The following is a 13088-nucleotide window of genomic DNA, read 5'->3' as shown; positions in this document are numbered from 1 at the left end:
ATGAAAGCGAAATAATGATGAATGATGAGAACATTTAGGAGATTCTTATGAGTATAAATAGCACGATCGTTCGTTCTTTAAATGGAGTTTACCCCATTCCAATGGAAAAAAAATGGGAATTTGGGAAACAAAATTCAAAATGGTTTGGGTTTGTGACGGTCCAAAGGTTTTTGAAAACAGATAAACAAAGTCCTTCCAGAAAGGAATTGGAAGTACTGGATAAAGCCAACAAATATTGGTTACAAGTGAAAGAACACAAAATCCAATACTATGTTTGGAATGATTCTGTAGATGCAAACGAAATGATTTTACTTATACATGGATGGAATGGACAAACAGGAAATTTTTCAAGAATCATTCCTTCATTAATAGAAAGAGGAGTCCGTGTAGTTGGACTAGATTTACCAGGTCATGGAGTTTCTTCTGGGCGTTATTCAAATATTGTTTTATCAGCAAACATCGTGAAGGCACTGACAGATCAGATTGGAAATCCAAATGTCATCATCTCTCATTCTTTTGGTGGAGCCGTTGCCTCTGTTGCACAAGAGTTAGGAGTAAAAACAAATAAACTAATTTATATAGCCCCACCTTCTAAATTGGAACTTTTGATTCGTGACTTTAGTCGTCATCTCGAGTTATCAGAAGAGGATATTCTAAGCATGCGGACCGTGTTAGAAAAAAAGGTAAAACGAAGTATGGCAAGCATCGACCTAGAAACAATCGGATCCAAATTGGATAACGAATTACTTGTAATCCATGATCGAGGAGATTTTGAAATTCCTTATGAAATGGGAGAAGTCGTCAGCAAAGCATGGAAACGCGGAACACTTTTTTCCACAGAAGGATTGGGTCATAAAATGATTCTACGATCCGACCTGGTGAGGGATGAAATCTTACGTTTTTTAACATCCAAGGATGATGCAAACGAAAGGCAATAAAGTTCCAAAAGGTTTAAGCCGGAATTGATCCGAAATTCTTTTGGAATCAATTTATCCCATGGAAGCCAAATTATTGGCTTCCTCTTTGATCATTTGGATGTGTTCTTCTAAGTCTTTGGAGGCACGGCTAATTTCGTTGACTTCCATCTCTAACTGGATGATTCCTTTTGATGCTTCTTTTTGGCCTAACAACTGCTCTTTGGTGGAACCCGCAATTTGATTGGAAAGTTCGCGAATTTGAGAAAGTTCTGAGAGTATAGAAGATAAAGTATTCCGTTGTTCAACATAGAGTTGGTTCATGTTTTGGATTTGCATTAACGTTTGGTTTAGACGCTCAATTTGAGATTTTGCTAGTTCACCCGTACTTTTGGAAGCATCTCGTGCATTGGTGATAATTTCCTTTGAACTTTTCACTACGGTTGCGATACGTTTTACATTGTTTTTCGTAAACTCAGCGAGTTTACTCACTTCATTGGCAACCACAGCAAATCCCTTACCAACATCTCCGGCACGGGCAGCTTCTATTGAAGCATTTAATGCCAGTAAGTTGGTTTTTTCTCCGATTTCTGCAACGATGTTATTGATTTCGTTTACTTGATCAAAGGAAGCTTGGATGGATTCTAAATGTGTTGCGGTTTGGTCTGCCACTTCTGTCACAGACATACTTTCTTTTTTATTCATCTCGGCGATTTCCACAAGTTGTTCACTTTGGATTAAAATTTGATCCACCGTTTCTTTGAGTTCTACTGTATCAGAAACCATACTTTGGACTTTATTATTTTGTTCTTCGATGGAGGCGCCATTGGACTCAAAGGAACTAGAAAGTTCCGAAATCACTGCAGTGATTTCTTCCAATGATGCTGCTTGTGATTCTAATTTTAATGATGTATCAGAAACAAATTTACTAAAATTATTGATGGAACTTTCAAGTTTGATCGCTGCATTGGTGGAAACTTTATTTCTTTCTTTTGTTTGGCCTAAAAGCATCTCTGCTTCTTCTGCTTTGATTTCAGCAAGTGAACTAATCTTGGTTAGTAACTGCACTAATAAACTTACAATATACCCTGCGATCATAATAAAAATTGGTTTCATCACTTCACCCGCAAGGCCTACATAACCAATTTGTCTGGATTGTTCGGGATCAACAGAAAGTTGAACACCACCGATCTTAACAGCGACAACCAATGCAACCGCAACTAAAATGGATCCAAGAAAGGAGTTGATCAAAACAAATTTTCGATCTCCTAAAAATCCTGAGTAAATGGCGTTAAAGAAAAAAATAAAATACACAACTGCATTTGCAAGTGCTGCTTCCGCTTCCTGTAAACTTAAGGAACAATCTAAAATGATTGTGAAAGACAAAACCAGTGTGTCCATGATGATCAGGATTTTGTGAAACCAAGTGGGAGGGTTTGTTTTTTTTTCCAAAACATAGGCAATGGCACAGTAAAATCCCATGATACAAGTTCCAATCATATGAATGAGGAACATTTTGGGTTGGAATTCATCTTTGGCACCAATCATCGCAAGTAAAAATAATAAAACTAAACCAAATCGAATTCGGTTGATGATGATTTTTCCTTGTTTCCAAAGGTCTGCAATTGTTAACACTCTTTACCTCAAATACCCGATGGTGCTGTTGATCTGACGAAAATTTGGTACATTTTCATTTCTCGACAATAGTCTACTAAAAAAATGCAACCAATCTTACTGTCTAGTTTGAATTTTTTGCGGTCAGTTGGGATTTTTTCCAACGGATTGAGAGAGTCATTGGACCCGTCTATGACTTGTCAGCGAAAACAAATGCGGAAGGGATTGTAGTGGAAATCCTTTCCGATAGGAAAGATTGGAACGGAAAGCCCGGTCCGCGCCAAGCGGATCCGCCCAAAAAAATACAAACTGTTCAGAAATAACTTACGATTCGATTCTTTTGATCATAAAAAAAGATAGAATCCAATCTTTCATGATTTAAATTTTAGTCCGATGAACGTTTATTAATGACTCAACTGGTTTGTGTTTGGTTGTGATGTTTCGGTAGGAAGATTCAATTATGAATTATAACAATGATTATCAGATCGTTTTGGGTTTAATTTTAGCACTGATGATTTTCGGTGTGGCACTCGAACTTCGTTTTATTGCGTTTCAAGCAGTGTTACAAAGACCAATTGCTGCCCTTTGTGGCCTCATTGGCCAAGTCATCTTTTTGCCTTGGGTTACTTTACTCATCACACTTCTGTTAGATCTTCCTGCGGGAATCGAATTAGGGATGTTATTGGTTGCCGCAAGTCCCGGTGGAAACTTGTCCAATATCATCACACATCTTGCAAAAGGAAATACTGCACTTTCCGTGAGTATGACTGCGGTTTCTAGTTTATTTGCGATTATCACCTTACCACTTAACTTCACATTAACGGCAAATATAAATCCAGTGACTCATGCTATGATATCTGGTTCAGGAGATCTAAGAATTGATAGTTTGATGATCATAAAAAGTATGATCGTATTACTTTTGGTTCCCTTACTTTTAGGGATGATACTCGGTAATTATTTTACAGGATTTGCCCACAAAATCACTCCGTTTTTCAAACGAATTTCTTCTCTTGCATTTGTGGTATTTGTTGCGTTTGCCATCGGAGGAAATTGGAAAATCTTTTTAGAACATCTGGGGTTTGTATTTATCATTGTTGTGTTTCACAATTTCATTGCTCTTTGCATCGGAAACTTGATCGCTAGACTCTTTCGTCAAAATGAAGGGAACAGACGTGCGATTACAATTGAAGTGGGAATGCAGAACTCTGGCCTTGCATTAGGACTTATTTTAACCCAATTCCAAGCGGAACCAAACATGGCTTTGGTGGCTGCATTTTGGGGGATATGGCATATAATTTCTGGATTGCTATTAGTTTCCTTTTGGAAACGAAACCCTCCGCAAGAAGGTTATTAATTTGAAGGTATTCATTACGGGTGGAGCCGGATATATAGGATCTACCCTTATCCATCATTTGGTACAAACCTACCCCCATTGGAAAATTTTGGCGACCGATATCAAACCAATGAATGGTATCCAAAATTTTCCAAATTTAGAATTCCAACGATTAGAGATCAGTGACCGGAATGCAGTAATCGATTTGATCCAAACATGGAAACCAAATTCGATTGTCCATTTAGCATCTATACTCAATCCTCCACCGGGGATGAGTGAAGAAACACAATGGAAAATTGATGTTCATGGCACCAAAAATGTGTTAGATGGTGCAGTCTATGCAAAAACAGAACAAGTGATCATTACTAGTTCTGGGGCCGCATACGGGTATCATAAAGAAAACAAAGATTGGATCGAAGAAACAGATCCGATTCGCGGTCATTCGGCATTTGTTTATTCCAAAAACAAACGAGAAGTAGAAGAAATTCTGAAAGAATACCGTACCAATTCTCCAGAACTCAAACAATTGGTACTACGACCAGGAACCATATTAGGAAAAACTGTGAATAACCTAATCACTGATATGTTCCAAAAACCATTTGTAATGGGAATCCTCGGTCACAAAAGTCCTTTTGTTTTCATTTGGGATGAGGATGTCATTGGCATCATCGCAAAAGGGATTGCTGAGAAAAAAGACGGAATCTTTAACGTTGCAGGAGATGGGGCTCTTAGTTTAAAAGAAATCAGCCGTATGATCCGAAAACCTTACTTACCAATCCCTGCACTTTTTTTACAATTTATACTTTTCATCCTAAGACTATTTCGACTCACACAATATGGTCCCGATCAAATTGATTTTTTGCGTTATCGGCCTGTACTTTCCAACAAACAACTGAAATCTGTGTTTGGGTACATTCCCAAGTATACTTCCAAAGAGACGTTCATTGCTTACTTAAATGCCAAAGGAGTTCCATATGATGAAATTTAAGCGATTTAAATATAGATTTCTCTTTCAATTGGTTTTGTTTTTTATTTTTGCGATCACCTATACATCGTTATCCGCGATACAGGTCAATGTAAAAGATAGTAATGGCAATAACCTAGACCTGGTGATGGTGACAATCAAAGCAGAAAAACCACAAGTCCCACCAAGGGATGACCATGGGTATCCGCCAGAAGGATTAACATTTTTTATCACACCAGAAGTGACCATGTTCACAAACCCCAATGGAAAAGTGGATATCCCTTTTCCGTATGCTCCGCAAGTGACCATTCGACTTCGCAAAATTGGTTATAAGGACATCAATGTAAGGCCATATTCGAATGTGAGTTCTGTTTCGTTTCGAATGGAGAAAGTAACAGACCTCAATTATTTGGTTGGTCAGTATCCTTCGAATAGTTGGGTCGCAGCACTTGAGTTTGGCGAAGATAAAGAGCTTAGAAAAACCTATTTGGAACAGTGTGGTTTTTGCCACCAACAAGGTAGTTTTTTTATGCGACGCGCATTTTCTGAAGGAGATTGGGAAGAAATCATCAATCGAATGATGGGTTATGGCGCAAGACCTCATGGGAAAGCCAAGAAAAAACTTCCAGGAATTTTATCCAATGCCTATGTTGATTTATTAAAACACCCAGAACGAGTGAAACCTGGTAGAACCTGGGGGAAGGAATTATATGGAGCTGTGATTCGGGAATGGCCAATGGGTGATAGTTTTTCCCAAATGCATGATCTATTGTTCCATAAAAAAACTGGTTTGGTATATGTAGGTGATAATATCCAAGATCGGCTTTGGGAAATAAATCCTAACACTGGTAAAACGGTTGTCTATAAGGTTCCCAAACTACCTGAAGATGAATTGGGAGGACTACTGCCTGGAAGGTTACGTTCCTTCCAAAAACATGAAACCTATGTTGGTTTGCATTCTCTTGCCGAATCACCAGTTGATGGGAATATCTTCATCACTCCTTCATTACAAAGACGTATCACCGAATTTGATCCGGTATCAAAAAAATTTAAAAATCATTTGTTTAAAGATGGTTTGTATCCTCACACAATTCGAATTGATAGAGAAGATCGTGTTTGGTTTACGTTAGCACTTTCGAATCAAGTGGGTATGTTCAATCGTAAGGATCAAAGTTTCCATACCTATGATTTACCTGCTAGAACCAAAAAGGAAAGTTTTAGTTTATGGATCAGTGGGTTCATCATCAAACTCATGAACTGGGGATTCCCAATGCATTTATTGCCTGTAGACGAACGTGTGAGTGGAATGCCTCTTCCGTATGGAATTGATATTGCACCAAATGGAACTGTTTGGTTTACAAGACTCCATGCAGATACAATCGGTAAAATCGATCCCAAAAATGATTCTTTCCAATTGATTCCAACTCCTTTCCAAGGACCACGCAGGTTACGTGTGGATCGTGACAACAATGTTTGGATTTCTGTGTTTCCAGAAGGATCCATTGCCAAGTATACACCCGATGATGGAAAATTCAAACTTTATCCGCTTCCCACTGCCGTTGATGGAGTGGAAACACCTTACTCTCTCAATGTGGACCGCAAATCCAATCTTGTTTGGGTGACGGGAACTTCGTCTGACAATCTAATGGCGATGGATATTAAAACTGAAACATGGAAAGTGTACCCAATGAGCCGCAAAGTTACTTTCACACGTGATATCGAATTTTCACCAGATGGAAAGGTTTATTCTTCGAATGGAGCGTTTCCCAGTTGGCATATTGAAGATGGGCAACCAACTTTAATGGAGGTTACACAAGCAAAATGAACCAAACGAATCTGTATCACAAAGGTCAAATGTTTCGATTTTTGTCTGCATCCTTTTTGGGATTTTTAGCAGGCCATCTCACGAACTACAGTGTGATTTTATATGCACAAGATGTATGGAACCAAGATGCTTTAGCAGGTATTGGCTTTGGATTGTGTTTTGGAGTTCCACTGTTTCTTGGTTGGTTTGCAGGAGCATGGTGTGATGCACACTCCCCCCAAATTTTAGCGCAACTAGCCCATATCTCTTTTTTAATCGCACTTGGATTACTCAACCTCTCTTCACAGATGGTAGGTGAAGTCGCCGTCTCTTTCTTTTTGTTAGGTGCCTTTTTTGTGGGAGTGGGTTGGTCTATCCTTGCACCAGCGAGAATGTCCTTACTTGGAAGGTTGGCTGGTGAAAAACAGAAAAAAATGGCTGTTATTTTTAACGTTTTAGTGATGTTAGGTTTCGGATCCGCACCTCCTATTTTAGCATTTTGCAAAAGGATAGGTTCTTGGAAATTTGTTCACCTGACAGGTGTTATTCTATTTTTGATTGCAATGGCTTTATTAATTGGAATCAAAACAGAAGGTCAAGGAAAATCATCTTCTGCTTGGGATCGGATCCTTAGAGGACTCTCCTATGCCAAAAATCATGAATTATTAAAACAAACGCTACTGTTTTCTATCGTGATTTATTGTTCTATGGGACCTGTGCAAGTGATGATGCCAAGGTATGCCAAAGGAGTTCTCAATTTAGGCGAATTAGAGCGTGGTTTCTTTTTAGGAGCACTCGCATTGGCACTCCTCATCGGTGGTGGCACTTCCTTAAAATTAGCAAAACATTTTGGTTATGGCAAATTGATACTTACATCTGGATTGATCTGTGGTCTTGGCCTTCTTGGAATTGGTCTCAGTTCTTACTTATGGATTTCTATTGTCTTATTGTTGTTGAGTGGATTTGGAGCAGGAGCCAGTATCAGTTTACTGGTTGCGATATTACAATCAGAAGTGAGTCAAGAGTATAGAGGAAGGCTTATGAGTTTGTATACCATTACAAGCCAAGTCGTTCCCGCGTTTGCTGGGTTACTTTCTGGCCTCATCCTAGTAAAGGTATCGATTGCTACAGCCGTTCTATCTGCGGGGGTTATCTTAACTCTGATTGTGATCATAACCACAATCAGATTGCAAACATTGAGAAATTATAATATGTAATTTACCATTGTTGGTACATTTGTTCCGCAAATCCCAACAAGTTTTTTATTTCGTTTCATCCAAAACCAAATCTACGAAAAATGAGTAACCCATTTCATTCACACGAGAGTATACAATCACTTTCTTTTTTAATGTTTTATCCCAATACGGGTCACTGACTTGCCAAGACTCTGAATCACGAAACACTTGTTTTACGTGCTTATAAAAAAATGGCATATACGACCAGTTTTTTTGTAAAAAAGACAGATTTTCGATGAATCCAGAATCACTTGTTCTTTCATAATAGGGAGAAACTTGAGTTCCTTGCCAATCTGTCACATACACCCGTTGTATCATTGGATCTAATTTAAAAAAACTTTGTGGATCAATGATCACACGATTGTCCAATTTAATAGTTTTTAATTGTAATGACATTAACTTCGTCTTTATCAATTTTTCAAATTCAATTTCCTTTGCGACTTCCTTTCGTTTATTCTCATGATAAATTTGTAAACGAGGCACAACTACATCACATATACTTTGTTTATCTTCATTAAATTCAACTGGTCTTCCTAAATAATATCCTTGTAATAAACTGGCACCAGAATTCACAGCTTGGAATAATTCTTCTTCCGATTCAATTCCCTCAAATAATAACTGTGACCCAATGCTCAACGAAATTTGTTTTAGATATTCAAGGATTGATTGGTATTCTCTTTTTTCGATGGATTTTTTTAGTAGATTCAAATCAATTTTGATGATATCTGGTTTAATGGCACCTAACCTTTCTAAGTTGGAAGATTCTGATCCTACATCATCTAATGCAATCCCAAATCCCTGTTCTTTGAGAAGTTCAACACCTGCTGCCAGTACATCTGTTCCAAAACTTCCCGATTTTTCTGTGATCTCGATGACAATTCGATCCAAGGAAACCCCGTGGTGTTTCACTATTTCTGTAATGGGAAGAACATTCCCCTTACACTCTTCGTATTCTAAAATCACCTGGTCCGGAGACATATTGACAAAGAGTTGGTCATTGGTGTTTTTAATTTTTTCTAAGGAGATGCTGAGTAACTCTCTGTCGATGACGGACATGCGAAGTGGAGTCACATTGGGATCTAAAAATTCCGGAACCATTGCCAATTGACCACTTCCATCGCGGACACGGCCTAGGGATTCGTAAGCCACCACATTCTGTTCTTCAACTGAAAAGATCGGTTGGAGTAAGGGGACATATTGTTTTTGTTTGGTTGGTTCCAATGCACTTACCATAAAGTCCTCTTCTTCATCATCTGTTTTAACAGAAATAAATTCAATAAATTAAACATTTCATTCTAGAAAAAAGGACATTCCCGTAAGAAATTCGCAATTTCGAGGAAGTCTTGACCTCGTTTTCCCACCCCTTAGACTCTCGCGCATGAGATACACCCTCCTCTTTGTTTTATCTTTGTTTCCCATAATTTCGGTAAGCCCACAAACGATGGCAAAATTCCCGCAGTTCCAAAATGATGGTCCATCCGTCACAAACACCAATCTCTCTTGGCAAATCCAAACTCGCCTCACTCCCGCAATCGATGGACAAAATATATTTAGCATACGGTACCACAGTGATGGCAAATCCGCTCTTATCGGAACCACTGATTTTTGGATCTATCGGATCAGTTTGGTTGATGGAAGTTTGATTTGGAAAACGGAAGCAAAAATGCATTACCAAAAAGAATTTGATGGTCCAAAAATTTTTGATGTTTCACCAGATGGACAATTCTTTTTAAGTTTTGGACAAACCGATCCAAATTCTCAATCCTCAGAACGATATTTAGTCATTCGATCCTCAGCTAACGGAAGTATAACGAAATTTTTACCATCGGAGAATTCGTTATTTTATTCTGTGACCGCCGACATCGACTACAGATACCCTGGAGATGAAAGTAAAACAAACAGGCAAGAAGCAGGTCTTGCACCTAACTGGATCCTCACCATCGACAATGCAAGATTCATAGAAAATGGAAAAAAGATTTTAGTATCCTATAAACATAATATGGAAGGACCCAATTTTTATGATAGGAGGCTCATCATTTATGATACGGTAACGGGAAAAAAACTGAATGACTTTCAATTAACTGCTGATCCGAACTCAGCTGATTGGACGCAACCTGCAGGGTTTGAAATTGCCCACCTCCAATTCCCATTCCATTATGTGAACAAACGAAATTCGATTCTTTATGGAAATGCACATGGTAGGATCCATGAAATCACACCATCCATTATGGATCAAAACATGAGTTTTGAAATCGTTGAAGAAAAACCAGCAGGTCCAATTGTATACATCCCTCGGAGTGATTCGGAAGATTTGGAAACAAAAGATCGACAAACCATTCGATCAATTGCCGTCACACCTGATGGTAACCATTTATTTTGTTCTGCCGGTGTGGAAACAGGATTCATCCAATTTTACGGATTCAATTTAACGACAAAAAAAGAAATGTTTCGATCCTCATTTTTTGATGCAGGAGACGTATTTGCACCTTCCAATCAAATTTTGGTCATCGGAGGACTTTACTCTTCTGGGAAAGTGTATATCGTTGATACCAAACAAGGAGAACTATTGTTTGTTTCTAACGATGATGAACAATATATTCATCCTCATCTAATAGCAATCCATCCAAAACAAAAAGAAGTCTTAGGCCTTTCTACCGGCAATCAAATTGTCATCCTACGCCCACAAGGAGGGTCCTCTCCATGGTAATCCGATCAAATTGTATCCAAACTTTCGTAAGTTTATTTATCTTATTATTACTATCGCTGAACTCAATTGATGCAAACGATCTCAACCTTTCCCAAATGCGTGATCCCAAAACCATCAAAGAAAAAGTAAACAAAGGATTTGATGTCAATACAAAACGAAATGAAGATGGGTATACACTCCTCCATTATGCTGCTGAACTGGGAAATGTTGATCTCGCAAAGTTTTTAATTTCCAAGGGAGCAAATCTTAATGTTCCCATGAAAGATGGAAATACCCCACTTGCCACTGCCATCAGTTTTAGTAAGAACGATATCATCCGTTTATTATTGGAACAAGGGGTCGATCCAAATTATGCGTTAGGTGAAAGAAACTACAATCGCACCCATTTCCATTATTTTATGATCAAAATTCGGAAATTCGATCCGTCTTTGTTTGCCTTATTTTTAACCAAAGGCGCCAATTTGGAGGCCCAAGATTCATTTACAGAAACTCCTCTCATTACGTTAGCATCCTCAGAATTCAAATTCATCGATCATGTGAAGGCATTACTTGATGCCGGTGCAAATATCAATGCGCAAACAAAATTAGGAGTCAGCGCTTTGATGAATTCGGTCTTCAGTAAAAATTTTGGATTGGTAGAAGAATTGATCCGTCGAGGTGCCAATTTGGAATTAGAAACATCTGAAGGAAACACGGCATTACTCGCCATGATCAATATGGGCAATGACCATCCCGACAAACCAAAGTTATTCCAAATTTTACTTGATGCCAATGCAAATGTGAATCACAAAAACCATGAAGGTTCTACAGCACTACACCTAAGTGTGATCGGTGATTCTTTGGAAATACTAAGGATCCTTTCCAAACAAAATGTAGATTCCAGTATCAAAAATGACAAAGGAGTCACGGCACTGGAACAAGCAATCATCAATGAAAATTGGCAAGCAACCAAAATCCTTTTAACCATAGAGAAGGATATCGATGGCCTGGACAAATACGGTTCCACAAAACTTCACAGCGCCATCCTAAATGAAAAATACGAACTCATCCAACTACTACTAGACGCAGGAGCCAATCCACAAAAAAAAGATAAATGGGGCAAAACAGCGATTGAATTTGCAGAACGGCAAAACAATCCAAAAGTTTTAAAACTCCTATTGAAAGAATGAACCCAAAAACAAACACTCGGTTTTTACCAAAAGGCTTACACATCATTTATGAAGACCGAGATCTGCTTGTGGTGGATAAACCAGCGGGACTATTGACCATCGCCACAGAATCAGAAAAATCAAAAACTGCTTATGCTTCCCTGATGGATTATGTGAAAAAGGGGAGTGAAAGGTCCAAACATCGCATTTTTATTGTTCACCGATTGGACCGAGATACTTCCGGAATCCTTGTATTTGCCAAAACAGAAACCGCAAAACAAACGTTACAAGACAATTGGGAAAAAACGAAAAAGACTTATGTTGCTGTTACCCACGGTCATTGGAAAGAAAAACAAGGCACCATCAAATCGTATCTCACAGAATCAAAAGCACACCGCGTGTATTCTGTGGATGATCCGAAAGAAGGAAAGTATTCTGAAACAAAATACAAAGTGTTAAAAGAATCCAATTTATATTCTCTGTTAGAAATCGATCTCATCACTGGCCGAAAAAATCAAATCCGGGTACATTTTGCAGATAAAGGCCACCCCATCGTTGGCGACACGAAGTATGGCAACCAAACAAGATCCTATCCTCGTATGGCACTCCATTCACTTTCGATCACATTCACTCACCCTTTTCAGAAAAAAACATTCTCATTTACAACCAATATTCCCAATTTTATGACAGGCCTTGTCGGTGGTTATGAAATGGAAAGGATTCAAAATGCAACATAAAGGATTTATTTTTGATATGGATGGAGTGGTTGTCGACAATCACAAATTCCATTTCCAAGCATGGATGGAGTTTTCAAAAAGATACAAATTCCCTCTAGATGCACAAATTTACAGAGATACTTATAATGGAAAAACGAATGCCGATTTGTTCCAAATGATCTTTGGGAGTATCAGTGCAGAAGAAATTCAAAAGTACGGGGCAGAAAAAGAAAGTTTGTACCAAAACTTATACCTTAAGGAAATGAAACCTCACTTGGGGATCCTTGATTATTTTTCGTATTTAAAAACCAACCAAGTGAAAATCGCTCTCGGTACATCAGCACCCACAATGAATGTCAATTTCACTTTAGACAATTTAAACATCCGTTCTTATTTTGATGTGATCATCGATGGTTCCATGGTCAAACATGGCAAACCACATCCAGAAGTGTATTCACTTTGTGCAAATGGTTTGGGTTTAGATCCTAAGGATTGTGTGGTGTTTGAGGACTCCATCGCCGGGTTATTATCTGGAAAAGCAGCAGGATGTTCCATAATAGGAATTGCCACCTCACACACAATCAACGAATTAAAACCTCATGTGAACCAAATCATTTCAGATTTTACTGATCCACTTGTATTTACTTTATAAA

At 38.4% G+C, this 13088-nt stretch carries 11 protein-coding genes; 9 read left to right on the top strand and 2 right to left on the bottom strand.

Features of this window, described 5'->3' with window-relative positions; all coding sequences use genetic code 11:
- Positions 1–47 precede the first annotated feature (47 nt).
- Positions 48–938, top strand: coding sequence for an alpha/beta hydrolase (locus LEP1GSC202_RS06205; protein WP_015677092.1), 891 nt, complete (start codon positions 48–50; stop codon positions 936–938).
- A gap of 51 nt (positions 939–989) precedes the next feature.
- Here LEP1GSC202_RS06205 and LEP1GSC202_RS06200 read toward each other — a convergent pair whose 3' ends face one another.
- Entirely contained in the window at positions 990–2549 is a 1560-nt protein-coding gene (locus LEP1GSC202_RS06200; protein WP_015677600.1) for a methyl-accepting chemotaxis protein, read from the bottom strand.
- Positions 2550–2988: 439 nt separating this feature from the next.
- On the opposite strand from LEP1GSC202_RS06200, the gene LEP1GSC202_RS06195 reads away from it, so the two are divergent.
- The 4 genes from LEP1GSC202_RS06195 to LEP1GSC202_RS06180 are packed head-to-tail and all read left to right on the top strand — an operon-like array spanning position 2989 to position 7846.
- A complete protein-coding gene (locus LEP1GSC202_RS06195) occupies positions 2989–3882 on the top strand; it encodes a bile acid:sodium symporter family protein (RefSeq protein WP_015676959.1) in 894 nt (297 codons plus the stop codon).
- Between the two features lies 1 nt (position 3883).
- Complete coding sequence (locus tag LEP1GSC202_RS06190) at positions 3884–4849, top strand: NAD-dependent epimerase/dehydratase family protein (protein WP_015677552.1); 966 nt, start codon at positions 3884–3886, stop codon at positions 4847–4849.
- Positions 4839–6650 carry a Vgb family protein gene (locus LEP1GSC202_RS06185; protein ID WP_015676536.1) on the top strand — a complete coding sequence of 604 codons (1812 nt, stop codon included), beginning with the start codon at positions 4839–4841 and terminating at the stop codon, positions 6648–6650. Before LEP1GSC202_RS06190 ends, LEP1GSC202_RS06185 begins: the two co-directional genes overlap by 11 nt.
- Positions 6647–7846, top strand: coding sequence for an MFS transporter (locus tag LEP1GSC202_RS06180; RefSeq protein WP_015676753.1), 1200 nt, complete (start codon positions 6647–6649; stop codon positions 7844–7846). The genes LEP1GSC202_RS06185 and LEP1GSC202_RS06180 overlap by 4 nt, the downstream gene beginning before the upstream one ends.
- Positions 7847–7891: 45 nt before the next feature.
- On the opposite strand, the gene LEP1GSC202_RS06175 is transcribed toward LEP1GSC202_RS06180, so the two are convergent.
- A complete protein-coding gene (locus tag LEP1GSC202_RS06175) occupies positions 7892–9097 on the bottom strand; it encodes an EAL domain-containing protein (RefSeq protein WP_015676388.1) in 1206 nt (401 codons plus the stop codon).
- Between the two features lie 145 nt (positions 9098–9242).
- Here LEP1GSC202_RS06175 and LEP1GSC202_RS06170 point away from each other — a divergent pair, with 145 nt between their 5' ends.
- The 4 genes from LEP1GSC202_RS06170 to LEP1GSC202_RS06155 are packed head-to-tail and all read left to right on the top strand — an operon-like array spanning position 9243 to position 13087.
- Positions 9243–10571: a WD40 repeat domain-containing protein gene (locus LEP1GSC202_RS06170; protein WP_015677283.1), complete on the top strand. Its 1329-nt coding sequence runs from the start codon at positions 9243–9245 to the stop codon at positions 10569–10571.
- Positions 10565–11740 carry an ankyrin repeat domain-containing protein gene (locus tag LEP1GSC202_RS06165; protein WP_015677525.1) on the top strand — a complete coding sequence of 392 codons (1176 nt, stop codon included), beginning with the start codon at positions 10565–10567 and terminating at the stop codon, positions 11738–11740. The genes LEP1GSC202_RS06170 and LEP1GSC202_RS06165 overlap by 7 nt, the downstream gene beginning before the upstream one ends.
- Positions 11737–12456, top strand: a complete 720-nt coding sequence (locus LEP1GSC202_RS06160; protein WP_015676978.1) for an RluA family pseudouridine synthase — start codon at positions 11737–11739, stop codon at positions 12454–12456. The genes LEP1GSC202_RS06165 and LEP1GSC202_RS06160 overlap by 4 nt, the downstream gene beginning before the upstream one ends.
- A complete protein-coding gene (locus tag LEP1GSC202_RS06155) occupies positions 12446–13087 on the top strand; it encodes an HAD family hydrolase (RefSeq protein WP_015677289.1) in 642 nt (213 codons plus the stop codon). Before LEP1GSC202_RS06160 ends, LEP1GSC202_RS06155 begins: the two co-directional genes overlap by 11 nt.
- Position 13088: the final 1 nt, after the last annotated feature.

This window comes from Leptospira yanagawae serovar Saopaulo str. Sao Paulo = ATCC 700523 (assembly GCF_000332475.2).
In the GTDB taxonomy this organism is placed as follows: Bacteria; Spirochaetota; Leptospiria; order Leptospirales; family Leptospiraceae; genus Leptospira_A; species Leptospira_A yanagawae.
This window is presented reverse-complemented; position numbering and strand designations above follow the sequence as displayed.

Bases quoted from the DNA above. Each gene is read 5' to 3' on its own strand.
- LEP1GSC202_RS06185 (WP_015676536.1), top strand. From the start codon at position 4,839: ATGAAATTTAAGCGATTTAAATATAGATTTCTCTTTCAATTGGTTTTG.
- LEP1GSC202_RS06160 (WP_015676978.1), top strand. From the start codon at position 11,737: ATGAACCCAAAAACAAACACTCGGTTTTTACCAAAAGGCTTACACATC.
- LEP1GSC202_RS06195 (WP_015676959.1), top strand. From the start codon at position 2,989: ATGAATTATAACAATGATTATCAGATCGTTTTGGGTTTAATTTTAGCA.
- LEP1GSC202_RS06165 (WP_015677525.1), top strand. From the start codon at position 10,565: ATGGTAATCCGATCAAATTGTATCCAAACTTTCGTAAGTTTATTTATC.
- LEP1GSC202_RS06180 (WP_015676753.1), top strand. From the start codon at position 6,647: ATGAACCAAACGAATCTGTATCACAAAGGTCAAATGTTTCGATTTTTG.
- LEP1GSC202_RS06205 (WP_015677092.1), top strand. From the start codon at position 48: ATGAGTATAAATAGCACGATCGTTCGTTCTTTAAATGGAGTTTACCCC.
- LEP1GSC202_RS06155 (WP_015677289.1), top strand. From the start codon at position 12,446: ATGCAACATAAAGGATTTATTTTTGATATGGATGGAGTGGTTGTCGAC.
- LEP1GSC202_RS06175 (WP_015676388.1), bottom strand. From the start codon at position 9,097: ATGGTAAGTGCATTGGAACCAACCAAACAAAAACAATATGTCCCCTTA.
- LEP1GSC202_RS06170 (WP_015677283.1), top strand. From the start codon at position 9,243: ATGAGATACACCCTCCTCTTTGTTTTATCTTTGTTTCCCATAATTTCG.